Annotated in this window: 26 protein-coding genes; 14 read left to right on the top strand and 12 right to left on the bottom strand. The window is 45.1% G+C overall.

Features of this window, described 5'->3' with window-relative positions:
* Window positions 1–66: 66 nt before the first annotated feature.
* Both LZG73_RS07480 and LZG73_RS07475 read right to left on the bottom strand, forming a co-directional pair.
* On the bottom strand, window positions 67–1,059 hold the full coding sequence (locus tag LZG73_RS07480; protein WP_233847273.1) for a zinc-binding alcohol dehydrogenase family protein: 993 nt from the start codon (window positions 1,057–1,059) through the stop codon (window positions 67–69).
* Window positions 1,060–1,131: 72 nt separating this feature from the next.
* Entirely contained in the window at window positions 1,132–1,716 is a 585-nt protein-coding gene (locus LZG73_RS07475; RefSeq protein WP_233847272.1) for a Crp/Fnr family transcriptional regulator, read from the bottom strand.
* Between the two features lie 271 nt (window positions 1,717–1,987).
* On the opposite strand from LZG73_RS07475, the gene LZG73_RS07470 reads away from it, so the two are divergent.
* Together LZG73_RS07470 and LZG73_RS07465 are read left to right on the top strand one after the other, a co-directional pair.
* The gene (locus tag LZG73_RS07470; RefSeq protein WP_233847270.1) at window positions 1,988–2,326 is read left to right on the top strand and encodes a PadR family transcriptional regulator; all 339 of its coding nucleotides are present in this window, start codon (window positions 1,988–1,990) and stop codon (window positions 2,324–2,326) included.
* Complete coding sequence (locus tag LZG73_RS07465; RefSeq protein WP_233847268.1) at window positions 2,323–4,929, top strand: ABC transporter permease; 2,607 nt, start codon at window positions 2,323–2,325, stop codon at window positions 4,927–4,929. The genes LZG73_RS07470 and LZG73_RS07465 overlap by 4 nt, the downstream gene beginning before the upstream one ends.
* A 178-nt stretch (window positions 4,930–5,107) precedes the next feature.
* Here the strand turns inward: LZG73_RS07465 and LZG73_RS07460 are convergent, their stop codons facing one another.
* Together LZG73_RS07460 and LZG73_RS07455 are read right to left on the bottom strand one after the other, a co-directional pair.
* Complete coding sequence (locus LZG73_RS07460; protein WP_233847266.1) at window positions 5,108–5,314, bottom strand: hypothetical protein; 207 nt, start codon at window positions 5,312–5,314, stop codon at window positions 5,108–5,110.
* Window positions 5,315–5,451: 137 nt separating this feature from the next.
* Window positions 5,452–6,435, bottom strand: coding sequence for a quinone oxidoreductase (locus LZG73_RS07455; RefSeq protein WP_233847264.1), 984 nt, complete (start codon window positions 6,433–6,435; stop codon window positions 5,452–5,454).
* A gap of 194 nt (window positions 6,436–6,629) precedes the next feature.
* Between LZG73_RS07455 and LZG73_RS07450 the strand changes: the two genes are divergently transcribed.
* Window positions 6,630–7,217 (top strand): Crp/Fnr family transcriptional regulator, encoded by a 588-nt coding sequence (locus LZG73_RS07450; RefSeq protein WP_233847262.1) that lies wholly within the window; start codon window positions 6,630–6,632, stop codon window positions 7,215–7,217.
* Between the two features lie 31 nt (window positions 7,218–7,248).
* Here the strand turns inward: LZG73_RS07450 and LZG73_RS07445 are convergent, their stop codons facing one another.
* From LZG73_RS07445 to LZG73_RS07425, 5 genes are all read right to left on the bottom strand, one after another.
* A complete protein-coding gene (locus LZG73_RS07445; RefSeq protein WP_233847260.1) occupies window positions 7,249–8,097 on the bottom strand; it encodes a helix-turn-helix domain-containing protein in 849 nt (282 codons plus the stop codon).
* A 94-nt stretch (window positions 8,098–8,191) separates the two neighbouring features.
* Window positions 8,192–9,097: an alpha/beta fold hydrolase gene (locus LZG73_RS07440; RefSeq protein ID WP_233847258.1), complete on the bottom strand. Its 906-nt coding sequence runs from the start codon at window positions 9,095–9,097 to the stop codon at window positions 8,192–8,194.
* A gap of 166 nt (window positions 9,098–9,263) precedes the next feature.
* Window positions 9,264–10,193: a hypothetical protein gene (locus LZG73_RS07435; protein WP_233847256.1), complete on the bottom strand. Its 930-nt coding sequence runs from the start codon at window positions 10,191–10,193 to the stop codon at window positions 9,264–9,266.
* Between the two features lie 101 nt (window positions 10,194–10,294).
* Window positions 10,295–10,618 carry a nuclear transport factor 2 family protein gene (locus LZG73_RS07430; protein ID WP_233847254.1) on the bottom strand — a complete coding sequence of 108 codons (324 nt, stop codon included), beginning with the start codon at window positions 10,616–10,618 and terminating at the stop codon, window positions 10,295–10,297.
* A gap of 260 nt (window positions 10,619–10,878) precedes the next feature.
* A complete protein-coding gene (locus LZG73_RS07425) occupies window positions 10,879–12,156 on the bottom strand; it encodes a condensation domain-containing protein (protein ID WP_233847253.1) in 1,278 nt (425 codons plus the stop codon).
* A gap of 198 nt (window positions 12,157–12,354) precedes the next feature.
* Between LZG73_RS07425 and LZG73_RS07420 the strand changes: the two genes are divergently transcribed.
* The 6 genes from LZG73_RS07420 (at window position 12,355) to LZG73_RS07395 (ending at window position 16,528) form a co-directional block, all read left to right on the top strand.
* Entirely contained in the window at window positions 12,355–13,413 is a 1,059-nt protein-coding gene (locus LZG73_RS07420) for a calcium:proton antiporter (RefSeq protein ID WP_233847251.1), read from the top strand.
* 196 nt (window positions 13,414–13,609) lie between these two features.
* Window positions 13,610–14,029, top strand: coding sequence for a response regulator (locus tag LZG73_RS07415; RefSeq protein ID WP_233847249.1), 420 nt, complete (start codon window positions 13,610–13,612; stop codon window positions 14,027–14,029).
* Between the two features lie 100 nt (window positions 14,030–14,129).
* The gene (locus LZG73_RS07410; protein WP_233847248.1) at window positions 14,130–15,002 is read left to right on the top strand and encodes a manganese catalase family protein; all 873 of its coding nucleotides are present in this window, start codon (window positions 14,130–14,132) and stop codon (window positions 15,000–15,002) included.
* 143 nt (window positions 15,003–15,145) lie between these two features.
* Entirely contained in the window at window positions 15,146–15,703 is a 558-nt protein-coding gene (locus LZG73_RS07405; RefSeq protein ID WP_233847247.1) for a TetR/AcrR family transcriptional regulator, read from the top strand.
* A gap of 6 nt (window positions 15,704–15,709) precedes the next feature.
* The gene (locus LZG73_RS07400; protein WP_233847246.1) at window positions 15,710–15,892 is read left to right on the top strand and encodes a hypothetical protein; all 183 of its coding nucleotides are present in this window, start codon (window positions 15,710–15,712) and stop codon (window positions 15,890–15,892) included.
* A 6-nt stretch (window positions 15,893–15,898) separates the two neighbouring features.
* Window positions 15,899–16,528 carry a pyridoxamine 5'-phosphate oxidase family protein gene (locus LZG73_RS07395; RefSeq protein ID WP_233847245.1) on the top strand — a complete coding sequence of 210 codons (630 nt, stop codon included), beginning with the start codon at window positions 15,899–15,901 and terminating at the stop codon, window positions 16,526–16,528.
* A gap of 25 nt (window positions 16,529–16,553) precedes the next feature.
* Here LZG73_RS07395 and LZG73_RS07390 read toward each other — a convergent pair whose 3' ends face one another.
* Both LZG73_RS07390 and LZG73_RS07385 read right to left on the bottom strand, forming a co-directional pair.
* The gene (locus LZG73_RS07390; protein ID WP_233847244.1) at window positions 16,554–18,563 is read right to left on the bottom strand and encodes a tetratricopeptide repeat-containing sensor histidine kinase; all 2,010 of its coding nucleotides are present in this window, start codon (window positions 18,561–18,563) and stop codon (window positions 16,554–16,556) included.
* Between the two features lie 58 nt (window positions 18,564–18,621).
* Window positions 18,622–19,341, bottom strand: a complete 720-nt coding sequence (locus LZG73_RS07385) for a LytTR family DNA-binding domain-containing protein (protein WP_233847243.1) — start codon at window positions 19,339–19,341, stop codon at window positions 18,622–18,624.
* Window positions 19,342–19,591: 250 nt separating this feature from the next.
* On the opposite strand from LZG73_RS07385, the gene LZG73_RS07380 reads away from it, so the two are divergent.
* Both LZG73_RS07380 and LZG73_RS07375 read left to right on the top strand, forming a co-directional pair.
* Window positions 19,592–20,281: a hypothetical protein gene (locus tag LZG73_RS07380; RefSeq protein WP_233847242.1), complete on the top strand. Its 690-nt coding sequence runs from the start codon at window positions 19,592–19,594 to the stop codon at window positions 20,279–20,281.
* A 10-nt stretch (window positions 20,282–20,291) separates the two neighbouring features.
* Window positions 20,292–20,768: a hypothetical protein gene (locus LZG73_RS07375; protein WP_233847240.1), complete on the top strand. Its 477-nt coding sequence runs from the start codon at window positions 20,292–20,294 to the stop codon at window positions 20,766–20,768.
* A 91-nt stretch (window positions 20,769–20,859) separates the two neighbouring features.
* On the opposite strand, the gene LZG73_RS07370 is transcribed toward LZG73_RS07375, so the two are convergent.
* Window positions 20,860–21,378 carry a DUF4142 domain-containing protein gene (locus LZG73_RS07370; RefSeq protein ID WP_233847238.1) on the bottom strand — a complete coding sequence of 173 codons (519 nt, stop codon included), beginning with the start codon at window positions 21,376–21,378 and terminating at the stop codon, window positions 20,860–20,862.
* A 646-nt stretch (window positions 21,379–22,024) separates the two neighbouring features.
* Here LZG73_RS07370 and LZG73_RS07365 point away from each other — a divergent pair.
* The 3 genes from LZG73_RS07365 to LZG73_RS07355 all read left to right on the top strand — a co-directional run bounded on the left by LZG73_RS07365 (window position 22,025) and on the right by LZG73_RS07355 (window position 23,833).
* Window positions 22,025–22,612, top strand: coding sequence for an RNA polymerase sigma factor (locus LZG73_RS07365; protein ID WP_233847236.1), 588 nt, complete (start codon window positions 22,025–22,027; stop codon window positions 22,610–22,612).
* A 284-nt stretch (window positions 22,613–22,896) separates the two neighbouring features.
* Window positions 22,897–23,370, top strand: coding sequence for a hypothetical protein (locus LZG73_RS07360; RefSeq protein WP_233847234.1), 474 nt, complete (start codon window positions 22,897–22,899; stop codon window positions 23,368–23,370).
* 115 nt (window positions 23,371–23,485) lie between these two features.
* Window positions 23,486–23,833: a hypothetical protein gene (locus LZG73_RS07355; protein ID WP_233847232.1), complete on the top strand. Its 348-nt coding sequence runs from the start codon at window positions 23,486–23,488 to the stop codon at window positions 23,831–23,833.
* The last annotated feature ends 17 nt before the right edge of the window (window positions 23,834–23,850 follow it).

The following is a 23,850-nucleotide window of genomic DNA, read 5'->3' as shown; positions in this document are numbered from 1 at the left end:
TGGTTTGAGCGTAAAAAGCCTGGCGAGTTTGACTTGCTAGGCATTTTCACATTGCCGTATAGATGATTATAACAATGAAACATTTGATAAAGGCTCAATCACCAGGCGTTTCCCGACTGCGACTTGCTGTTTCCACAGATCGGCAATGTCGGCAAGCTTTCCCGTGACGGTCTCTAATTTCAGTTTACCGTCAGCGGCTAATTGCAACGCTTCCGGCAGGATTTCAGTAAAAATTCGCCGCATATGTTCCTGGGGCCATGATCCAATTCCTGAGCCCATTAACTTTAAATCCACACTGCGCAACACAGCAGACGACATCTGGATCGTATCTCCCGCCATGCTGCCAACGGATATGTAGCTAATCGGATTTGTAAACATTTCTTTGCCTTTCAGCACCGAAAAAATCAGCTCAGCAGTGTGGCCCCATAAGTAGTCAATGACAATGCTGATCGGCGTTGCCTGATGAATGTCTTGCAACTGCTTAACAAACGGCTCATCTTCTCCGGTAATGGCGATGGTCTGGTCTGCGCCCAATGATTTCAGTTCCGCAAGAGAATGCTGATTTCTGCCGGTTGCAATCACTTTTTGAGCTCCATAATATTTGGCAAGCTGAACCGCAACCCGCCCGGTTACGCCTGTGGCTCCGTTGATCAGCACGACATCGCCCGGTTTGATGTTGGCTTTAAGTTTCAGGCCCATGGCCGCGCCGACCACGGCATTAGGCAGGGCTGCCGCCGTGGCGTCGTCTAGGGTCGAGGGTAATTGTACAATGCGGTTTTTATGAATAACCGCCTTTTCAGCCATCATTCCGCCGATTCCCATGCCATAAACGCGGGTGCCGTCGGGCAAGAGACAAATCCCGTCGCCTCCCGGAATTTGCCCGGCCTCACGCTTTGCATCGCTCGTGTAATGCTTGCCCGATGCAATGCTTTTATCCAGTTGCTTGACCGCCACTGCTTTTACGGTGACTAATATTTCATTTTCGTTTTGCGCTTTCGGTTCAGGGGCGTCTTTGTATTCTGGCGTTCCGACGCCTGGATATATAATTGCTGCTTTCATTTTTGTTTCTGTTTTTGTTTTGACAAAACTAAAATGGGAAGCAGGCGGTCGGCGATAACATATGTTATCAAATCAGAAATGGTCCGCGCCTCTGGCCAATTTTCCTTTAATCCGGCTCAGATGCACCGTGCTTACCCCCAAGTAAGAGGCAATGTAATGCTGCGGCACGCGCCTGATGATGTGTGGCCGCTCACTCAAAAGACGCAGATAGCGCTCTTCGGGCGTATCACGGATAAAGGATATCAGTTCGTTGTTGAAGCGCCTGTGACGTTCGGCAGTTATTTTTAAAATCATTTGCATGAAGCTGGGTTCCTGGCTCAGATCATCAATTAGTAGCAGCACGTGCGCCCTGGCCAGGAGATAAACGACAGACGGCTCGATCGTTTCAATGGTAAACTGGCTTGGGACCTCATTTACAAAACTGTCAAACAATGAGAAGCCGGCATTCTCAAAGAAGAACTGTATCGTTTTTTCATCCCCGTCTTTATCAAAATACGCCCGTACGCAGCCTTGCTCAATGGAAATGTAGTTTTGGGACACTTGCCCTTCTTTTAGCAAAATGGTTTTGGCCGGGACTTCCAGGCGTTGCTGAAGCGGCAAATATTTGTCCCAATACGGATCGAGCTGCGGAAATTGTTTGCGAAAATGTAAGAACATATGCCAGGGATATATTAATCAGCATTTGATTCATCGGCTAATGCCAAGTAAGCAAATATAAAGTGACAGCACCAGATATACGACAGCCTTTTTCATGAAACGCATATTGGCACTGCGGCTTTCCTGCTGTCCGATAGCGGACACGACCCGTTCCTTTGCGAACAGCGAATTCCGTCTAAAATCAAATTAATAGGCTTCAAAAGCTGGTTTTTCCACTATCCCAAATGTGGCATGCATTTATACTATAAAATATAAACTAATCATTTTTTGAATGCGGAGGACGTATTTAGGAGAATTTGAAGAGCTTGTTCTGCTCATGATCGCAATCCTCGACGGGCGCGCTTATGGTGTCACGGTGTCACAGGAAATTGAGCAGCAGACGGGCCGGGTGGTCACCTTCGGCGCGGTTCACAATACATTGATCCGCCTGGAAGAGAAGGGATTTGTAACCTCCGAGCTGGGAGGCGCTACGACGGAGCGCGGCGGCAGGAGAAAGCGTCTTTTCAAAGTCACAACGCTTGGAAAAAATGCGTTGGCCGACATTCAGCAGCTCCGTAACAAGCTTTGGACATTAATGCCGGATGACACATTAAAGCTGAGCGGCCTATGAACACGCCACAACCGCCACGATGGGCAAAAACCTTGCTTCGCTGGCTGCACCCTGAAAACACGCTCGAAGAAGTGGAAGGAGATCTGGACGAGCTGTATGCGGATGCTTTTGAACGTTTCGGGAGGAGTAAAGCACTTGTGCGTTATCTGCTGAATGTGCTCTCTGTGCTGCCGCCATTCGTACGCCGTCGTCGCAGCAAAAGAAAATATGAACCATCATTTTCCCTTAGCCCTGATATGTTAAAAAATTACTTCAAAATTGCCTGGCGGAACATTGTCCGCCAAAAAGCTTATTCTATTCTGAACATAGCCGGCTTATCCATTGGCATGGCGTGCAGCATCCTGATTCTCCTGTGGGTGCAGAACGAGCTAAGTTATGACCGGTTTCATGCGCGTTCCGGCCAGTTGTTTCGACTGACTTGTAGTGCGGGTGATTTCAAAACGGCTGTTAGCGCGGCGGGTATGGCAAGAGGCTTGCAATCGCAACTTCCTCAAATAAAACGGAGCGTTAGGATAAGTAAACTCAACGCAATGCTTTTTGAAGTGGGAGAAAAGAAGGTGGAAGAAACGCGCGTATTTTATGCTGATTCCAACTTTCTGGAAGTTTTCTCTTTTCCGTTGCTGGAAGGAAATGCGGCTACGGCACTGAAAGATCCGGGCGCAATTCTAATCACGGAAGAAACGGCCAAAAAATATTATGGAACAAGCAATGCCGTTGGTAAAACCATACGTGTCAACAACAACGAAAACTTTACCATTGCAGGCATCCTAGCCAATTCGCCTGCAAATTCTCACTTGCAGTTCGATGTGATCATTCCCATGAAAACCATGGCCAAATGGAACTCGGATTTACAAACCGACACCTGGAATAATTTCAACTTTTACACCTATCTCGAACTCGACGCTAAGACGGCCGAATCTGTCTCGGCTCAACAAAGACTTTCGCAGCAAATAGCCAAACTCTTCAAATCCCGCGGCCAGGATATCCAACTCGACTTTACCCTGCAACTATTGACGGACATTCACCTGCATTCCAATCTGCAAATCGACCTTCCAGGTCACGGTAACATTCAATATGTCAATATTTTTCTTGTTGTCGCGATTTTCATTCTGGTGGTGGCATGCATCAATTTTATGAACCTCGCAACGGCACGCTCCGAGCGCAGGGCGAAGGAAGTTGGGCTGCGCAAAGTCGTGGGTGCAAACCGCTATCAGCTTGTTTTTCAGTTCCTTGGCGAATCGCTCATCTTCTCATTCCTTTCGCTAGTCATTGCAATCGGAATCGTGTACATGCTGCTGCCCATCTTCAAAATGCTGACGGAAAAAACCCTTACCATTCATTTGCTGGACGGAAAACTGCTGATTAGCCTGATCGGCATTGCAATATTAACCGGTTTACTTTCCGGCAGTTATCCCGCATTGTTCCTGTCTGGGTTTGCACCCGTAAAAGTGCTCAAAGGCAAATTAAGAGTCGCCGGGGGCAACCTGCTTTTCCGGAATGCGCTGGTGGTAACGCAATTTGTAGTTGCCATTGTGCTGCTTGTAGGCACGGCAGTGGTTTACAAACAGCTGGATTTTATCAAAAAACGAAACCTGGGTTTTGACAAATCCAACCTCATTTACCTCCCCATGAACGGCGAGCTGGCAGGAAAGCAACAGGCATTGAAAGCGTCGCTGACGCAAAATCCGCTGACGGAAAATTTCACCGTTATTTCCGGATTGCCTACCAACCATGAAACCGGCACTATTGATGTAGTATGGGACGGTCAGACGGCCAAAAACCAGGTCGTGTTTCCCTCATTCGATGTCGATGAAAATTTCCTAAAAGTCTTCAAAGCGCAAGTTCTGGCAGGCCGTGGGTTCGATAAAGCGTTTTCGGGCGACAGCGCTAACTATATGATCAATGAGAAGGCAATGCAGATCATGGGCATGAACATTGGCAATGCGGTAGGGAAGAGGCTTACTTTTGGCGAGACGAAGGGAACGATCATTGGCGTTGTCAAGGATTTTCATTTCAAATCGCTGCAATACGCCATGGAGCCACTGGTGCTCCGACTCAACAAATGGGGCGGCTTGGTGATGGTGCGTACAACGGCTGGCAACAACGAGCAGACTATCAAAGCTCTGGAAAAGATCAATCAAAAACTCAACCCGGCCTTTCCTTTTACATTTGGATTCCTGGATAAAGATCTGGATAATCTTTACCGCAACGAGCAGCATATGGGAAGCATTTTCAACTTGTTTGCAGGTCTCGCCATTTTCATTTCCTGTCTGGGCTTGTATGGTCTGTCCGCATTCATGGCCGAGCAGCGCACCAAAGAAATCGGCGTGCGCAAAGTGCTGGGCGCAACAGTTGCTGGCGTAGTGGGGTTACTTTCTCAGGATTTTTTAAAGCTGATCATAATTGCTATTGTAATCGCCTCACCCATAGCGTGGTATGCCATGAATAAATGGTTACAAGGCTTTGCTTACCAAACCACCCTGGACTGGTGGGTTATTGCGCTGGCAGCAATCTTGGCGACTGGCATCGCATTGTTTACGATAAGCTTTCAAAGTATCAAAGCAGCACTAATGAATCCGGTTAAAAGCTTACGCAGCGAATAAATGCATAAAGAGTTCAACGCAATTTCACCCAAGAACTGGCCTGCGACGCTCATATCACAAAAAGCCCTACCATTCTGAGAAGCTGGTAGGGCAGGATGCCTTTTGTTTCAAAGCCTTGCTGCGGCTGGCTAGCAGTGCTAATTTCTGGTCTGTGATCTAAGCTTCGGCTTGTAACTTCCTATTTTTCAAGTTGAGAGAGGATCTGACTCAGCTTGTCATGAATCAGGGACAAATGCGGGCGGCCGCTTGGCGTGGTTTCGTTTAAATCGTGGATTGCTTGAAGAATCTGATTTTGCTGCGCCAATTGCAGCGCTTCGAATTTTGTGAGCTCAGGATATTTTAATTGAAATCCTTCTGCTAGCTCGTCAATGTTGTGGACTGTCATGTTTGTAAAGTTTAAACGTTAAGTCAGGAAAAACCCTGATATTCAAATATAGTTCATTTGGTAAGCGATGTAACCATGCATTTACTCGACAAATGGCTGCGTCCATCCAATCTGGTGAGCAATTTGCAACAAGGTAATCAAGGATGCAGGACGACAGAACCCGTTGTCCGACTTGCTTCCAGGTCCTGATGCGCCTTGGATACTTCGGAAAGAGGATAAATAGTTGGCTCAATTTCTCCTAAAACACCATTGCGAAAAGCTTCAAATAATTCAGCAACAGCAGCATCCAAACTGTGCCTGTCAGGCAGGAATTGACCCAAAGAAGGTTGAATAAGTTTAATTTCTTTCGATGCCAAATAATCAGAATCGATCTGTGGAGAACCGGACGCGTTTCCGTAAAGAACAATGGTGCCATTTTGCTTAACAAGCGGCGCCGACTTGCTGAATGTGGCTTTGCCCACACCGTCAAACACTGCGTCAACACCTGACCCGTTCGTAATCGAATTCACTCGATCTGCAATGTCCTCCGCATCGAGCGCAATAACAAAATCAGTTCCCTGGCCTTCTGCCAGAGCTTTTTTTGTGGCATTTCCCACTGTTCCGATTACCGTCGCGCCCAAAGATTTTGCCCATTTGCTCACCAACGACCCAACGCCACCCGCCGCTGCGTGCACTAAAATTATGTCGCCTGGCTGCACAGGATAAGCTTGTTTTACGAGCATTCGGGCTGTTAGCCCTTTCGCCATTAATGAAGCGGCTTGGTCAAAAGAAATGTCCTGAGGCAGTTTGATCAACAGATCTTTATTAATAAGCCGTTTTTCTGCATAAGCACCTAATGCAAAATAATAACCCACACGATCTCCCACGGCCCATTCATTGGCACCGGCGCCGACTGCTTCCACAACACCAGACGCTTCCACTCCGATGGTGGCGGGAAACTGATTTAAAGGAAAGGATCCATTTCTAAACAAAACATCGACAAAGTTCAGCGCGATGGCTTTGTGCCTGATCAAAACTTGATTAATGCCCGGATTACCGACCATCTCGCTGGTGTATTCTAAAACCGAAGGCGGCCCTTGTTTGCTGATTCGGACTACGCCGCTTTTGTCTGTTTCGCTCATGTTTTTGATCTCAATTTGATGGGTCAAAGTTGCGGCAATATTTTTCAGCGTGCATTGACAAAAGCAGCAAGTTTGCCTTGACATTTGTCAATGTTTAGCCTTTCCAATCATTGAAAATTGTGCGGATTTGCATATTTGATTAGTTTTACCAGGCAACAGCCGCGTCACAACTTTGACCGATCAAACCGCTTTCCATGATTTACGCAACCCTTTTTGAATATATTGAATCCAAGTCATTGCTAAAATTAAGTGATCCGGAAAAGGAGGAAATTCAGAAAGCGTTCAAGGCAAAACATCTCAGAAAACGGCAATATCTTTTGCAGGAGGGCGATGTGTGCAAGCATATGGCGTTTATTATCAAGGGCGCCGGGAGGATGTATGCTGTAAAAGAAAATAGCCAGGAAACGGTTATCCGCCTGGCTATTGAATCATGGTGGTTGGGTGACTATGAGAGCTATAATTTACAGACACCGTCGTGCTACAATATTGAAATGACAGAAGATTCGGATGTGCTGCTGATTACCCATGAAAGCATGCAGGATTTGTCCAAAACCGTCCCAGCTTTCGATTTAATGATACGGGAAATCGATCGTAAAGCAACCATTGCTACGCAAAAGCGAATCCATTCCTCCATCAGCCTTGATGCCGAAGAGCGGTACGGACAAATTGCAAAAACGTATCCTGACTTTATCAGGCGTTTTCCCCAAAGCATGATTGCTTCATATCTTGGCATTTCAGCCGAAACCCTGAGCCGGATCCGGAAAAAAACTTTGTACAAATAAGCATCCTGATAAATCACTCTCAATGTAATCCTTAGCTTGAAAAGTTAGCCCGGAAACTGGATGGTGATTCGCCTGTTTTGCTTTGGAAAAGCCTGCTGAAATAGGCTGGGTCCTCATAACCAAGGTTATGCGCAATTTCCTTGGCCGTGAGTGATGTATGCACCAGCAGCCGTTTTGCTTCCAGTATGATCCGGTTTTTGATCACCTCATTGGGCTGCGGCAGCCGCAAACGGTTGAATTTATGTGTAATCGTTTTCGGCGCCATGCATAGGAAATCTGCGTAGTCTGCGACGGTGTGTTTCGATTTGTAATGTTCTTCGACCAGCCGGGTAAACTTGCGGAAAAATTCCAGATCGCTTTGTTCTTCCGTCACTGTGTTGTCCAGGTGCTGCTTTTTCCAGGACCGCGTGGCGCGGATCAGCAGTTGTTTCAAATAAGTCCGGACCATTTCTTCCAGTGAGCTGTCATTCAGTTTGAATTCCTGAATCATTTCCGCAAATAACCAACTGAAAAAAGCGATTTCTTCTTCCGAAGCCTCTACTTTGGGCATGTTCCGGATGTTGTTGAACAACAGACCGTCGCAGGCAACTTCCTGATCATGAATCTGAATGCAATAAAAATCGCGGTTGTAAAAGATGAAATAACCGTTTTCGGGCCCGGCTTCTTCTATTTTAAGATATTGGTTTGGACTGATAAAAAAGAACGTCGGCCGCTGCGTTTCATAAACTGAAAAATCGACCCGGAGCTTGTAGCCAGCCGGCAGATAGAGGATCTTAATGTATTGCTTATAGTCGGCGCCGTTTATGGTTTCGGTCTGTTCCTCGCTTACATGCAGCAGTCCCAGCGTCTTTAAATTATTGTTGAAAACGGTCGTACCCATGGCTATATACGCTTGTCAATGTTGATTTCTTTTTGTTCCAAAATGGTGAAAGTCCCTGTGAAGCGTTAGCCGCTGCACAGGGACCAGAGGCTAGTTACTTTCTGGCAAACTTTTCAAGCTCGGTGTTAAATTTATCCATTTCTTCAATGAATAACCCGTGTCCGCCTTTTTCAAATTTCACGATATATGAACCCTTAATCGCTTTGTTCAACTCTTCCGCACCAGCATAATCACATAATTTGTCGTTTACCCCGTGGAAAATCGCGACGGGCATTTTGATTTTTGCAAGCACAGAGCGCAGATCTAGGTCACGTAATGCGCTGATTGCCTGGGTAGTGGCGTAAGGTGAAGCGTTGAGGTTGATACTTTCCAGCCATTTCATCCATTCTGGTGAAAGTCCGCCTTCCTGGCCTTGAAATGCTTTTCCGAAACCTGCTATCAATTGCTCGCGGTTGGTTTTGGTCTGTTTGATCAGATCGGCCGCGCCCTGGTCGGTGATGCCGTAAGGATAGCCTTCGCGTTGTTTCCATGACGGACCGGTTGCGCCGAAAACCGCCAGTTTGCTGATATGCGCCCCATTGTATTTGGTTACGTAGTGTAGCACCACGGCACTTCCCATTGAAAAGCCTCCAAGTGTCGCATGCTCTATTTTCAGTTTTTCCAAAACCACTTTGATGTCGTCGGAGAAAGTGTCGAAATCGTATTTTCCGTATGGTCTGTCGGATTTTCCAAAGCCGCGGAGTGAAATGCCGATCACCCTGAATCCTTTTTCAGCCAAATACTGATATTGATACTCATACATTTCATTGTTTAGCGGCCATCCGTGGATGAGGACAACGGGCTGACCTTCGCCAAGGTCGATAACGTGCAGTTTTACATTTTTTTCTACTTCAACGTATTCTTCTCTTCCTGCGGATGCCGGCTTGCGTGTTTGTGCAAATAGAAGTTGGCTTTGGATAAGTGTGAAGATTAATCCGATGGTCAATGCAATGGTTTTCATTAGAGTGGTAAGTTTGGATTTTTTAATTAATCAGCTAACCGTTAGCTGATTGTCGTTGTGTTTTGACATTGCAAAGTTGGCACCGGAAACCGCGCAGAAGAATGGATAAAAGGCCAAGCGGCTTGTACATTTTTCCCTGAGTGCTACTGCTAGCCGGAATTTTAGCTCATTTCAAATAGAAATGCGCCAAATGTTTCAGTCGTTGTTTAACCAGCTCGTTCTTCATAGGCTCAAACCTGGCCAGCTCAACATTGTCTTTTGTCACAACCACACAAAATGGCTGCTTCAACTTGGCAGTGAGGTGATAGATCGCCGCAAGCTCAGCGACATCCTCGGACCAGGCCGCCATTCCATATAAGGAAGGAAATGGTGTCTTCGCGAGCTTCCGATAAACTTCCGGCGCCTGGCTGATCGGTAACGGCTGCCCGCTTCGAAAGCGGGTCTTTTCCAGCAGGGAATCAATGTATGGTGCTTCTGGCGTGGTTGCCATTTGCCAAACACCTTTAGTGTAAGGTGTCGGTTTAACTGTCAAATCCTTTTCAGCAAAATAGGGAGTAACTTCTGTCACCGCGTCGACGATGTGCGTAGCCTCGTGCAGCAGCACGTAAACGATCGCATCCATCTCACCACCTTCGACGCGTACTTTATAACCGACATTCTCGTCGGGCTTAAAGCAGGTATTTTCTTTCCAGGTTGCCCATTGAGAAATAGTTTCGTCCAGCAAGCCAGCCCGAAATGTAATGTTAAATCGCTTGGTCGTTCCAACAGTATCGAGCTGCGAAGTCAATGCTGTGTTCGGCATGTTGTCCATAAAGCTGACGCTCAGCAAATGCTGTTTCAAAATGCGCTGGTGCAAAGGCGGCAAAAGGGCAAAAGCGTTGTGCACTTTTTCTTTTTGAGCTGGCGTCAGTTCGTGATTGACGGGCTGCATTCCGGCCTCGCGGAATATTTTGAAAACGCTTTCAGGGGCAGTTTTTATCCGTTGCGACGGATCATCTTTGGTTATTGAATTTGACTTTTGGGCCGAAGTGAAGGTTGAGAAAAACAATAATAACACAGCAGAAACTGCCAACTTAAATCCTGACTTAACGATCATATTTAATGTTCAACATTTTGGTTTACAATGTTTCGCAGGAATGCTCAGACGTCGAATGTGCATCATGACCTGGCATTCCTGCGAATTTATGCATTCAACATTTAATCCGTAATCCTCAACGAGCTGATGCGTGTGTCATTCAATTCAAGGTGATACTGCATGACTGCGGGACTTCCGGGGAATGTGCCGGTTACTTCCACAGCAAGCGTTCCCTTTGCGCCGGTTCGCGTGAAATCGATTGGTTTTAGCTGCATTTGATACTTTTTGGTCGTCTGCTCATTCCAATCCCTGATTTCGTCTCTGCCTGAATAGGACGAGCCTTCGTCCGCAACAGTTGCGTCGGCGGTGAAATGTTCTGCAAATGTTGTGCTGTTTTTGTCGTTTTGTGCCTTAATAAGCCTTTCTATGTTGCTCGGGAGTTTCATGATTCTGCAAGTTTATTATACCGTGGGTGTCGTCCCAGCGCAATCTTACCGGCCAGTTCGTTTTCAAGATAAAAATCCATGACTTTGCTGATTTGTTTAGGACAAATTTCGGGGGTATGACCAGTGCTGACAAGTACGGATTTACGATTCAGATAGGGATAAATTTATCCGTATTGACCTGCCCAAAGCATCTGTTTATTTTTGTTTGACTTAACCCAACAACCGCGTGAGTTTCCCCACGACGGTTCCCGAATTGATTTTTACGCAAGCGAACACGATTTGTTTTTTCCGCTGCTTACGTTTTGGAAAGAGCTAGCTTCCGAATTTTCCTGACAAGCTTCCCGCAGGATTTTCTCCATTTCCACCAGCAGGCCGGGGATAGGATTATCACTGGTGTTGGTCAGTCCAAGCGAACCATTGGTTGTCAATGCGCCGATCGTCTGCTCCATTCCTTTGCCGGACCGGACCATCGGCCCGTACAGCGATTCAAGTTTTAATGTTCCAAAATCAGTTTTATATCTGACTTTGACCAGGTTGGTGACCATAACATGATGGTTAAATGCCTGTTTTAATGCATCCAGCATTTGCTGCATATCGTTATGACCGAACACAATGTCTCTAAAAAAAGACAAATAGCCCGTTACATATTCAGGAGAATTGGTGCCATCAAGTCCTGCTTTTGCAACTCTTGCCAAATCCCAGAAGGATAGGTGCTGCTGTTCGAAAAACACGGATTGCGTGGTGATATTCAGGCCAAAGTTATCGTCTAAATCGAGCGCTGTTCTCGTGCAGATTGGCGAGACCAGCTCCATTCTGGTTTCATTCCATTCAGCCCGCAGCTTCCTGGAAGCCAATAGCACTGCCGCACAAATGGCGCCATGAACCGTTGTGTTTTCTTGTCTGGCTTTTTCAAGCATATGCTGTGTCAAATTTTCAGAAAAGCGAATCGACGAAACCAATGGTTTGACAATGTCCGTTTTCATTTTTAGTTCAGGCAGTTGGTCAACAGTCTGCGCTGGAAAATCTTCGGGAATGTCAAGTGTTTCATCGTTGGACACCTGCGGAGACATTAATGCCAGCTCTTTTCCGCTAACGGCCAGCAATATATCCCGCACCAAAAAATTTAATGATGTTCCATCCGCAACGGTGTGGTTTGCTGCCACAATCAAAACCGTGTTCTGCGGTTTTTGAACCAACACAACCCTTAAAAGCGGACCGTTTTCCGTGTCAAATCGTTCAGAAAGCTCCTTTTCAACCTCTTGTTCCCACCGGTAATCCTGTCCGGCATGCACCACTCGCAGCGGAATTACAAGGTTTTCAACGTGCTGCAAAGTTGGTCTGGACAATTCATCCATTACAACCCTTACCGAGAGGTTTGGATGGCGTTTCTGAACCATTTTGATCGCATTTTGCCATTTTTCGATGGGCTCGGTTCCGGAGATGTCAGCTGCCAGGGCGAAATCCTTTGAGTCGATTTGATCAAGCAGCCAAAACGCTTTTTCGAACGCACCTAATGTGCGGTTCTGTTGTCTTTTCATTTTACATTGAGTTAAGATGACGGGAGCGGCATTGAACCGCTTCCCTTTGAACTGAATGCAAAATTGGCGGGCTGGAATGCAGAAGAGAATGGACAAAAGTTGATCGGTCATGCACATTTTGCCAAATAACAGCCGTGCGATGTGGAACATGGCGACCGCTTATTCGGTTGGTATAATATCGACCTTACCATTAATCTTATGAAAAAAATACTTCACTGGACTTATGTCGCACCTGTTATTGCCTGGATTTTTTACCTTGTTTTACCGATTGGGGAGGGGTTTTTAGTCAATTTATTGGCCATACTTGCCTTGGTTGCGGGTGTACTTTCAGCAGTGCATCATGCGGAGGTTGTGGCGCACAAAGTAGGTGAGCCCTACGGCACCATAATCCTGGCAGTAGCGGTAACACTTTTGGAAGCATCGATCATCGTGTCGCTTATGCTGACGGGCGGTGCGGGTGCCGATACATATGCACGTGACACACTTTTTGCAGCCGTTATGATTATCCTGAACGGCATTCTGGGTATCAGCATGTTTGTGGGAGCATTGAAATTCAAGGAACAGACTTTTGAAACAAAAAGCGTGACCATTGCTTTGGTTAGCCTTGTTTCTATTCTGGTGTTGACCCTGGTTTTGCCAAATTTTACCACCAGCAGTGCCGGGCCTTCGTACAGTGCGCCACAGCTTATTGCAATCGGGATTTGCTGTTTGGTCATCTACGGAGCCTTTATATTTACCCAAACTATAAGGCATCGAAAGTATTTTTTAGCCGAAGTGTCCGGTGAAGAAAAAGCGGTTTCCCGATCCGAGGCTTTCACCAGCCTGGGTTTTTTGCTCGTTTGTTTGGGCGCAGTCATTTTCCTGGCTAAAAACCTCTCTCCGGTAATCGAAAGCGGCGTAATCGCAGCCGGGTTACCCACAGCATTAGTCGGTGTAGCCATTGCAGCTGTGATCCTCTTGCCAGAAGGGATTGCAGCTATTCGCGCGGCAAGGCGCAATCAATATCAAACAAGCATTAATCTGGCATTGGGTTCGGCATTAGCCAGTATTGGACTTAGTATTCCGACTGTTGTAATCGTTTGTACAATAATGGATCTGCCGCTTGTCCTGGGGCTAGGCATGAAGTCCATGGTGCTTCTCGTCCTCTCCATATTTACGGTAATGCTCTCACTAAACAAAGGTCAAACAAACAGCCTCTATGCCGTTGTGCTCCTTGTCAACCTGATGATGTACATTTTTACCATTGTGTTCCCGTAAGCCGTGTTCGGCTAGTTGTGTGAGGGAGCAGGTGATGTCAGTACTGCGGACAGTGGCATCTCCATGTCACCATACATTACATTTTATAAAAAAGATTGATGTAGAATTATTTTTATATATAATTGCCGCCAGAAATATGATTTTATAAATAGCTACAACTAACATTCACATAAAGATTTCATTAGGCCACCCATAGATGGAAGAGAATAGTTTTGATTGTCATAGGGTAATGATTGTGGACGATGCTAGAATTGACCGGTTTCTGGCCGAAAAGATCATTTCGAGACATGCATTTGCGGAGGAAGTTGTGAGTGTCGACTCGGCATTGGGAGCGCTTGAATATTTAACTAAAAATTCCGCAAATGACGAGGCGCTGCCAGACCTCATTTTTTTGGATATCAATATGCCTGAAATGAACGGCTTTGAATTTTTGGCCTCTTATAAAACGATGCCTGAGCGCATCAGGAGCAAATGCATTATCATCATGCTGTCCTCTTCCCTGGACCCGGAAGACAAAGAGCTGGCTTTGCAAAGTCCTTATGTCCGCCATTTCCTCAATAAACCCCTAACCAAGCAGAAGCTCCAGGAAGTTACACCTGTACGAGGGCAGATTTAGCAAAATCACTGTGACACACATAAATACCATCGCAAGCGGCTCTTTCGATGGTATGGTTTTTATATGCCCCCCACCGTTTTGTAACTTAAAAAATATTTATATGTTTTATCACGACGGAAAACTTCAGTACAATGTAAGGGTTGACAAGCCAAACCCGCAGTTTGCAAAACTTCTTCAACAAGCGATCGGTGGGGTCGAAGGGGAGATACGTGTGTGTTTGCAATATTTGTTTCAATCATGGAATTCCCGCGGACCGCAAAAGTACAGGGATATGCTTTTGGAAACCGGAACAGAAGAAATTGCGCACATTGAAATGCTGGCAACAGCCGTTTGTTTGAATTTGGAAGGTTCGTCCAGTGCGTTAAAAGACGAAATGGCCAAAAGCAATCCAATGGTGGAAGCTGTAATGGGCGGCCGCGACCCACGGCATATTTTGTCGGGAGGTTTGGGTGCATTAGCATCCGACGCCAATGGTGTTCCTTTCAATGGCTCATGGGTGATAAGCAGTGGCAACATTGCTGCTGACATGCATGCCAATGTAATGGCAGAAGCAACAGGCAGAGTTTTGGCCACACGCTTGTATGAATTGACGGATGATTCAGGGATGAAGGACATGCTTTCCTTCTTGATCGCAAGGGACACAATGCACCAAAACCAATGGATGGCAGTTCTGGAAGAGCTTGGCCCGGATACGCATCCGATTCCAAACAGCTTTCCATCAAGTTTGCAAAACGAAAGCGTTGCATACAGCTTCCTAAGCACCAGCGTGGACGGTGATACAAGTCCGGAAGCGCGCTGGACTCATGGAACATCTATCGATGGCAAAGGCGTCTTTACCCTGGAAAGGGCGGTTCCAGTGGGCGGAAAGCCCGTGTTGGCGCCTGCGGACAAAGAATCCCACGGCCAGTTGGAACAAGGGGTGAAACCAGATGCTGATTTCTTTGATAAAGTGAAGGATGTGATCATCGGATAATTATCGATTTAATTTTTGGTAATTCAATTTCAGATTAATGCCAGATCCCAGTTGCGCAAGCAGCTGGGTTTTTTTTGTCAAAATTTAAATGCAACTGAACTGTTTTTCTTTACCGATCGTTCGGTATTTAAAAGGAGAGTTATATGGCATTTTCAAAAGTTGAACCGGACATTGTAATGGAGCGGCTGTTGCACGTTTTTCGATCCGTTGGTTATGACGGAGCAAGTCTGACCGAGCTGGCGTCTGCGACTGGTCTGAAAAAAGCGAGCTTATATCACCGGTTTCCGGATGGCAAGGTGGGCATGGCGAGAGCAGTTCTTGATCACGTGAAAGGGTGGGACGACAGCCAGATTTTTTACATTCTGTTGTCGTCGGAGCCAGCGAAGGAACGGCTGGACGCGGCTTTGAATGCGATTTCTGTCTTTTATGAAGGCGGCCGGTTGGCGTGCATTCTTCGTGCAATGTCACACGGGGCTGCCGCGGAGATTTTCAGAGACCAAATCGCTGAGACTTTTCAAAACTGGGTAAATGCCTTTGCACACCTTGCGACGGATTTGGGTCACGATTCTGACACTGCTCAAAAGTTAGGCGAGTCCAGCCTCGTTAAAATACAAGGTTCTTTGATTCTTGCCCAAACTTTACAGAAACCGGAATTATTCCAGGACGCATTAGAAGCTATTAAAACAGACTTTCTTAAATAAAAGACAATGGAAACGAAAGATTTTTTTGATGAAATGCCATTCGTTAATGAAGAATGTGGCGATACGATGTGGAATGAGGAAAATTTGAATCCGCCCACAAGTAAGAAAGAAAAGCTTCCTGCGGTGGAGCCTGGAACATGGGAAATCAAGCCGGTTGTATTGAATTTGAAACCAGATTTTAACAAATAATTTGCTATGGCACGAAACTATGCATCCGTGGCTTTCACGACAGAAGTGAAAGCCCTGCAAGAACGTTACGGAAGCCGCAAGGCTTATGCCCACCTCGAACAGAGAATGTCCGGGACCGGCCTTACTGAAAATGAAACGCATTTTATTCAGGCGCGTGACAGTTTTTATATCGCAAGCATTGGCGAAAACGGATTTCCTTACATTCAGCACAGAGGTGGCAAAAAGGGGTTCCTGCGCTCAATCGATCCGAATACGCTGGCGTTTGCTGAATTGCGTGGAAACAAACAATATATTTCAGTAGGCAATGCTGTTACGAATCCGAAAGTGTCGCTGATCCTGATGGATTACGCGCATCAGGCGCGTTTGAAAATCTATGCAGACATGGAAACTGTCGACCTGAATGATCGTCCGGAGTTAGCAGACCTGGTTATTCCAGAAGGTTATGAAAGCATTTCCGAGCGAATTATCCTGCTTCACGTGATAGCGTATGATTGGAACTGTCCAAAGTATATCACACAACGTTATTCCATTGAAGAAATCAACGAAATGCTGACGCCGCTGCAAGAACACGTGCGCGACCTGGAATCGGAAATCATCCGGTTAAAAGAAGAACGGCAGGCGAATGTGGTTAAATAGCGACAATGCTAAGCGACTATTTCAATCAACTGCTCAGCGTAAATGTCGTTCCTTTTCCCGGCAGCGACTCGACTGAAATGCTATAACGGATTGCTTTGGCGAGATCTCGGACCAGGTGTAAGCCAAATCCGGTCTTTTCATTGATCATCACATTTGTATCAAATAATGTCGCCACTTTCTGCGCTTCTATTCCGGGCCCATTATCCGTAATAGAAAGCGCAATGCCGTGGCTCTGGCTTTTCGCTTCCCAGGTTATGGTTGCATCAGGTGTATGCTTTAAGGCACGAATTGCATTGGAAGTCAGGTTTTGCATGATCGTACGCAGATAGTTTTCATCAGCTGCAATGGTCAATCCGGGTTCGGTAATAAATTTGAATGTTATCCGATCCGACTGGCTGAAAAATCCGCGGATGTGATCAAATAGTTCGGTCACCTGAACGGGTTGGATGTTCGGGCGGAAGTGCTCCATTTGTTCTTTGCTCCAAAGCAGCATTGCCTCCATGGTGTTCAGCAGATTTTCGGCCGATTCGCTGATTTCAAGCGTATGTTCAGCTTTATCTTCCGGGGACAGCAGATCAGGATTGTCTTTTTGCAATTCCAGAAAATGCATCAGATTTACGATCGGGCTGCGCAGGTCGTGGCTCAGGATGCCAAAAAATCTCGCCTTCACTTTGTTAGCTTCGTTAAGCTCCTGATTGAGCACCATTAAAGTCGTATTCGTTTGTTTTCTCGTACGGCTCTGCCACAGGATCAGAGCTCCCAAAATGATAAGCAGCAAAATTCCGGCGATCAGCGCCCATTGCATTTTGCGCTGACTTTCCACTAAAAGTTTATTCAACTCAATCTCCTTGTCTTTTACAGCAAGCGCATATTTGCCTTCAAGTCCCGCTATTTCATTCTTTTTATCTTGTGAATACAACGAATCCGAAATGGCGGTTGATCGCTTGAAACTTGCCAATGCTTTTTGATACTGACCATTGGTTTCCTCCATATTACTTTGTAAAAGCAGGATATTCACCATTAACTCGGGTATGACATGCTCGGCCATTTCTTTTGCCTTTTTCAAATGCATTGACGCATTATTGAGCAGGATCGGCTTTTGTTCCCTGTTTTGCAAAGCCAGCTTGTAATAAGCTTCGGCCATATTAAAATGATTATTCATTTCCACACCCGAACCCGGTGCAGCCACATGAATTATTGAATCCACCCGACTCATTAGTCCGATTGCATTCTGATAATTTGGATATTCGGCGAGTGAAAGATTCATGAGCACCTGGGCCATATCAAAATAATTGCCCGATTCTTCGCAGATTTTCAGGGCTTCCCTCAGGGTTTTTTTCGCAGCAATGGTGTCTTTTTGATCAAGCTTTACTGCACCAAGCTGCATTAGTCCGCTAACCAGATGCCGCGTGTTTTTGGCGAGCTTTGCATGTTTTATTGTCAATGCTGCATATTGCGCTGCTTTCCGGTAATTTTTCTGGCGGTGAAAACAGCTGATAAGATTTGTCCCCACCAGCGCAATGTGATCGTCACTTTGAATGGCTTCTGCAATGGATAATGCCTTGAAGAAATAGTCTGCAGCATTGGCAAAGTCGGACATGGCCATATAATTCCGGCCGATGTTATTCAGGTTATTTACCAGATTCGGCTTCGAATTCAGCTCCTTATTGATTGCATAACTTTTTTGATAATGCGCATTGCCGAGTGCGAGGTTACCGGAGTCTGAGATGAACAATCCCAGGTTGTTATTAATGTTGGCAATTCCTTTTTTCCAGTTGATCTTTTCAGCAAGAGCCAGACCTTTTTCGGCGGGCAGAAAGCTTTTTTTTAGATCAATCCCATAATATAATTGAGAAATTTTGCTGTAACCCTTTACTTTATTCGAGTCATTTTTCATGCGGGGAACTGCCGCTTCAAGTGAATCAATTAATGCCTGGCCTTGCAACTGCGCCGATGCCGGATGCATGGAACACAGCAGCGCCATTAGAAAAGCTGTTTTAATAATTATTTTGCTGAGCACTTTCTGAGCTTTCACAGGAGCGGGGATTTGGGCTTGCCAGAACTGGAATTGACTAATATCTACTGAAATGCATTTACGCTGTGAGTTTCCTCAGGTCGTCTTTGTACGTTCTTCCCACAGGCAGCAGCACGTCATTCACCTTCACGCCTTTTGCCGAAACTTCATGAATGTAATGCTTCTGAATGGCATAGCTGCGGTGAATGCGGACAAAACTCTCAAATCCTTTTTTCTTCAAAAGGTTACCCAACGGCGTTGAAACACAATACTTTCGCTGCCGGGTAATAATCGCTGAATAATCCTTTAATGCTTCCAGGTAAATGATATCGTGCAACTTGACTTTGATCGTGTGGGTGCCGTCTTTGATAAATAACGTGTCTCCGCCCAGCGTATAATCGAGCAGCTCGGCCTTGTAATGCAGCGTGAGAAAAAGCTCCAGTCGCTCCATTGTTATTGCAAACCGTTCTTGTTTTAAAGGTTTAACCACGTAGTCCAGCGCCGCCAGTTCGAAACCTTCAAGCGCGAATTCGGGATGTGAAGTGACAAAAATGCAAGCCGTGATTTCGGGAAGCTGCTCCCGCAATGTGAGGCCGCTCATACCAGGCATATCAATGTCCAGAATCAGGATGTCGGGCAAGGGTTTACCACTCATAAAGGCCTGCGCATCGATTGCAGAAGCAAAAACACCCGCGATTTCAATAAATGGATATTTCCTGACCAATGATTCCAGAAGCAGGCGGTCAAGCCGGTTGTCATCTGCGATTATAGCTGTAAACGTTTTCTTTTGCAGGTTCATGCTTCCCATTTAAACCGTTTCCAATTTACTGCTTTTACCACAATTGCCTCACTTTGAGCCAAGGTTTGTTCCGGAGAGGTTGGGCATAACCTGCATTCTCTTCAAAATCGATGAAATCTCCGGACGTATTAAACGAATCACGCGTCGTTCGTCTAAAATAATGGTCGTTAAGAGAATCGGCCCTTCTTGCGAATGAGCTTGACAATATATTTGAATCAGCAACGAATGTCCCTTACTTAATGCTGATGACATGAAACATTTCCGCATCACTTACATTATTCCAGTCATTTGTGTTCTTCTGTTTTCCTGCGCTAAGGAAGACGAAGCTCCCAAGCCGGTCGACAGAACTGAATCATTTAAAAACACCGTGTGGGGAGGTGATTTTCAATATGCTGCCGGCGAGTATACAGACTCGCAGACATTCTCCATTTTGCTGGGAGCGGACGGAACACTCACTTGGTATGATGTTGCTTCGACAAGGCCTGGCGGCACTTGGAAAATGAATCAAGACACGATCATCATTACATTTCCTAACACCACCGTGATCTCTGCCACGGTTACAGATAAGAGCTGGTCAGATTTCAAGGGTGGTTTAAAAGCCGGTTTCTTCATTAACCAGTTGAACCGTGCAGTAAAAGTGGAACCTTCCACGGTTTCAAACACATCCTGGAAGGGCACATTCGGTGGTTCCGAATTGGAAATCACCATACTGCCTGGAATGAAGTTGAATTATTCTCTTGCGGGGTCGGCACCCAGATCAATTCCATATACTCTGGAAGGTGCAGGAATCCGTTTCAGTTATTCGGAATTATTTTCTTCCGCGACCAATTACGTGGTATTTACAAACGAGACCAACCTGTTGAGAGGAACAGAACGAAGAATCGGCGGTCTATTCCCTCCCACAACAGTTTATTATTCCTATTTAGCTAGCAAACTATAAATCAATTATCATGAAACAATACTTTTTGATCCTGGCGACATTGCTTACGATGAGCGCATGCAATGGCCAATCTTCCGCTTATGAAGAGGCAAAGAAAACGGAGGCGGCAATCAAGGATGCACCCCGACCCGGCACAGTAAAAACCACATCGGGAGGCTGGACAATGACCGCCAAGGTTAACGGAAAACAATGGACGGCTACATCCATCATGCCGCCCGCCGCAGCTGGCACCATCGTGGGTTATGTGGGTGGTGAAAGTTACCTGATGATGTATTCATTCGAAAAAAGGTCGGCAAAAGTGGGCAGACAGGCAAAGTTGGGCGATGGTTATTCTGTTGATTACTGGATTAATGACGGTCCCGTCTACTCGAAGTATAAGGGCATTATGGAGATTACAGCAATCAACGGAGACTGGGTGGAGGGGAAATTTCAGTTCACGGCACCCGGATTGACGGTAACCGATGGATTTTACCGTGTGCAATTATAGGTGAAATCATCACCTCAAAAAAATGACGGCAACGTGATTCGCGTTGTCGTCATTTTTATTTATAGCTGTTATGAGCCTTACGCGCCGGATTTTACCAGAGCAAGTCTCTTAGCTTTTCAGCCTCTTCAAGATGGTGGTGCAGCGTAGGGAGCTTGCCAGCGGCGAAAGCCTTTACTTCCGGGTCTTCACCTAGTATGGTTTCTGTTTTGAACAGATCAATGGTTTCAACGTGAGAAACCACCATCATCATCATGTAAGTTGAATCAAAAGCCATTCCGTTCAATGCAGCCAGGCTGTCTAATTTTTTCTGTTTTACCTCGGAAAGCGTCATTGGAAGGTCAACCATTTTTTTGCTGGCCAGCGCTTTCAGTTCCTCGGTTGCCTTGCTGTGATCCACCACCATGTGCATTCCATATGCTTTGACAGAGTCAACCACAGCTTTCATTGATGCTAATTCCCCTGCCTTGATTTCGAATAAATTCCCATCAGCAGCTTTGATCATAAACTGCCTGTCGGCTTCGGCAACCAGATTGACCCCGTCGTGGTCTGTACAAGAAATGACAGCAGAACCGAGTCCTGCAATTAGAAAAAAGAGTACGCGCTTTCCCATAGTTAATTAAGATAAGATTGATAATGAAAAAAATGATTAAAAAACGTTCACTATTCCGTTCATAATCATGAAGTTGGCGGCCGGCTTTAAAAAACTGTTCCAGAAAAAATGATCCCAGAATGGGGATAAGGGATCGCGGCTGGAGCATTTGCAAGAATTATCAGTTATTGTCCGCTTTAATCGCAAATTGCCCGTTTCGCTGAATAAGAACTATGAATTAGGAATATTGATTGTATCATTACATGTCACTTGTATAATGCTAAAATTTATACCCAAAGTCATATTCATTGATTCAATGTAGAACGCCGGTTTTCAATTGAGTTAGATTTCGAGGAATCGGAGGTTCGAGCAGCGATTACATTAACATTGTAGCACCGGACGGACTACAATGATTTATCTAATAACCCACTTCAAATTTCAGGTGCCTGCCAATAACGGGTTCACCTTCTAACAATTACATCGTTTATTGTTTGTTGCCTGGTTCAATGTCTTGAACAAGCAATCGCATCGCGACTGGCTTAGTTGCGCAGCCGTTTTGAAACGGCTGTTGTGGTCAGAAATGTTATGAAAATCTTGCGTGACTAATCGATATTGGTCAGCCTGGATTGGCCGAAATTTTGGCAATAAATTCAAATCATACAACGCTATGCAACTAAGCCGAAAAACTGTTATCAGCGATGATATTATCATTGAATTGATTCGTAAAGGAGGCGTCCATCGGGAGCAGTCGGTAAAAAGAATAATCGCGGAATATCATGGCTACATTCATAAGTTTTACATTGAAACCAAGGTCAGTAAGAGCATCCTGGCAGACCTGTACACCGATACGATAATTGTTTTGATCGCAAAAATTGAAGATGGTTCATTCAAAGGAGAAAGCAAGTTGTCAACTTTCCTTTATCGCATATTTTACTTTAAAACTGTTGATTATATCCGGAAAAAAATGACGAATAAGGTTCATTATCATGATAACTTACCAGACGTTGAAGATGATTCAAAGAATATTGAAAAGGCACTTGAATTGGATGAAGAAACCTTACGAATCATAAGGGCTTTGGATAAAATGTGTCCCCCGTGTCGCCAGATTATCATGGATTGGGCATATTGGGGATTTTCATTAGAAGAGATAGCAAAACGCATTGGTGAAGAGGATCATGTCAAATTGTCGAAGATTAAATACGGATGTATCAGTAAACTGAGAAAATTGCTCGGTAAAAATTTGGAGACGAATTAATTTATTAAACGGTTAATAAAATCGCGATTTAAATTAGGATTAAGAGAGCACATTTATTAAGCATGAAAATTAAATATTAAAGATTCAATTATGACAACACATCGTAAACTATTTAGAAAAAATATTTCTGATTTTTTGAGCATTCTGCGGATAATTGAGCTTCCAATACGACTAATACAGCAGACAATAATTCATGCATTGGTGCGCACTCTTGCTTGAAATTGTTCAGCTTACTCATTCCATAAATCGTTAATTTTTTCTCACTTACCAAACTTTTAAATTCTATGAAACGACTTATTTTTACGTTTGTCGCTCTACTAGCCGGCACGTATGTTTTCGCTCAAAACAATTCATATATTACCCAGGTGAACGACAATAGCCACGCCGATGTGAACCAGACTGGACATGGTAACTTCTCTAGTATTTATCAGGAAGGATATTATTGGTCGGAGCCTCGCAATGAGGTTTATGTAAAACAAAACGGCGTATTGAATGCCTCTAATGTGGAGCAATGGGGAGAAGGAAATAAATTTGAAGTTAATCAAACGGGAAACTATAATTATTCTGGGGGTTATCAGGACGGAGATGAAAATCGCGCGAAAGTTTCGCAAGATGGAGACTATCTGTACAGCTATATTTCTCAGGTTGGTTATGACAACTGGGTTGAAGTTTATCAATCCGGATATTGGAGCCAAAATTCTGTCATCTATCAAGACGGAACCCGGAATGGTGCCGTGGTACGGCAAGCATCTCACTAGGGCGACTGCCACATTACATTTTATTATTCACTGGAATGGGTAAGAAACCAAACAGGCGTTCGCAGCGCAAGCTTTCCGAACGCCTGTTTAGAAACTCATTAATAAAGTATTGAAAATGAAGGCATATGCTATGAAAATCATGGTCAAAATAATATTAGCCATTTTAATATTTACTGGGAAATTGTATGCCCAGACACTGACGCGGGATTCACAAAAAGAGGTTAAATCAGTAAAAATTGATACTGTAATAACAATGGATAAAGCTGGGCGAAAGCACATTCGAATTACAGATGAAAATGGCAATAGGATTTTAATAACGACGACATTAAGTGGTGATACATTGACAAGAAGAAATATTGTTTCAGTCCACCAAACGAGCTCGGGAAATAGCATTGAAGTAATTCAAAACGGACATGGAAATAGCATTTCTGTTTCGCAACAAGCGACCAAAAGGGACGACTAGGAAATTGACAACAAACT

This window comes from Dyadobacter sp. CY326 (assembly GCF_021390515.1).
Classification (GTDB): Bacteria; Bacteroidota; Bacteroidia; order Cytophagales; family Spirosomataceae; genus Dyadobacter.
This window is presented reverse-complemented; position numbering and strand designations above follow the sequence as displayed.

Bases quoted from the DNA above. Each gene is read 5' to 3' on its own strand.
- LZG73_RS07480 (WP_233847273.1), bottom strand. From the start codon at position 1,059: ATGAAAGCAGCAATTATATATCCAGGCGTCGGAACGCCAGAATACAAA.
- LZG73_RS07470 (WP_233847270.1), top strand. From the start codon at position 1,988: ATGCGGAGGACGTATTTAGGAGAATTTGAAGAGCTTGTTCTGCTCATG.
- LZG73_RS07355 (WP_233847232.1), top strand. From the start codon at position 23,486: ATGAAGGCATATGCTATGAAAATCATGGTCAAAATAATATTAGCCATT.
- LZG73_RS07375 (WP_233847240.1), top strand. From the start codon at position 20,292: ATGAAACAATACTTTTTGATCCTGGCGACATTGCTTACGATGAGCGCA.
- LZG73_RS07410 (WP_233847248.1), top strand. From the start codon at position 14,130: ATGTTTTATCACGACGGAAAACTTCAGTACAATGTAAGGGTTGACAAG.
- LZG73_RS07420 (WP_233847251.1), top strand. From the start codon at position 12,355: ATGAAAAAAATACTTCACTGGACTTATGTCGCACCTGTTATTGCCTGG.
- LZG73_RS07400 (WP_233847246.1), top strand. From the start codon at position 15,710: ATGGAAACGAAAGATTTTTTTGATGAAATGCCATTCGTTAATGAAGAA.
- LZG73_RS07435 (WP_233847256.1), bottom strand. From the start codon at position 10,193: ATGATCGTTAAGTCAGGATTTAAGTTGGCAGTTTCTGCTGTGTTATTA.
- LZG73_RS07465 (WP_233847268.1), top strand. From the start codon at position 2,323: ATGAACACGCCACAACCGCCACGATGGGCAAAAACCTTGCTTCGCTGG.
- LZG73_RS07365 (WP_233847236.1), top strand. From the start codon at position 22,025: ATGCAACTAAGCCGAAAAACTGTTATCAGCGATGATATTATCATTGAA.
- LZG73_RS07385 (WP_233847243.1), bottom strand. From the start codon at position 19,341: ATGAACCTGCAAAAGAAAACGTTTACAGCTATAATCGCAGATGACAAC.
- LZG73_RS07445 (WP_233847260.1), bottom strand. From the start codon at position 8,097: ATGGGTACGACCGTTTTCAACAATAATTTAAAGACGCTGGGACTGCTG.
- LZG73_RS07395 (WP_233847245.1), top strand. From the start codon at position 15,899: ATGGCACGAAACTATGCATCCGTGGCTTTCACGACAGAAGTGAAAGCC.
- LZG73_RS07430 (WP_233847254.1), bottom strand. From the start codon at position 10,618: ATGAAACTCCCGAGCAACATAGAAAGGCTTATTAAGGCACAAAACGAC.
- LZG73_RS07360 (WP_233847234.1), top strand. From the start codon at position 22,897: ATGAAACGACTTATTTTTACGTTTGTCGCTCTACTAGCCGGCACGTAT.
- LZG73_RS07440 (WP_233847258.1), bottom strand. From the start codon at position 9,097: ATGAAAACCATTGCATTGACCATCGGATTAATCTTCACACTTATCCAA.
- LZG73_RS07425 (WP_233847253.1), bottom strand. From the start codon at position 12,156: ATGAAAAGACAACAGAACCGCACATTAGGTGCGTTCGAAAAAGCGTTT.
- LZG73_RS07405 (WP_233847247.1), top strand. From the start codon at position 15,146: ATGGCATTTTCAAAAGTTGAACCGGACATTGTAATGGAGCGGCTGTTG.
- LZG73_RS07450 (WP_233847262.1), top strand. From the start codon at position 6,630: ATGATTTACGCAACCCTTTTTGAATATATTGAATCCAAGTCATTGCTA.
- LZG73_RS07380 (WP_233847242.1), top strand. From the start codon at position 19,592: ATGAAACATTTCCGCATCACTTACATTATTCCAGTCATTTGTGTTCTT.
- LZG73_RS07455 (WP_233847264.1), bottom strand. From the start codon at position 6,435: ATGAGCGAAACAGACAAAAGCGGCGTAGTCCGAATCAGCAAACAAGGG.
- LZG73_RS07475 (WP_233847272.1), bottom strand. From the start codon at position 1,716: ATGTTCTTACATTTTCGCAAACAATTTCCGCAGCTCGATCCGTATTGG.
- LZG73_RS07460 (WP_233847266.1), bottom strand. From the start codon at position 5,314: ATGACAGTCCACAACATTGACGAGCTAGCAGAAGGATTTCAATTAAAA.
- LZG73_RS07415 (WP_233847249.1), top strand. From the start codon at position 13,610: ATGGAAGAGAATAGTTTTGATTGTCATAGGGTAATGATTGTGGACGAT.
- LZG73_RS07370 (WP_233847238.1), bottom strand. From the start codon at position 21,378: ATGGGAAAGCGCGTACTCTTTTTTCTAATTGCAGGACTCGGTTCTGCT.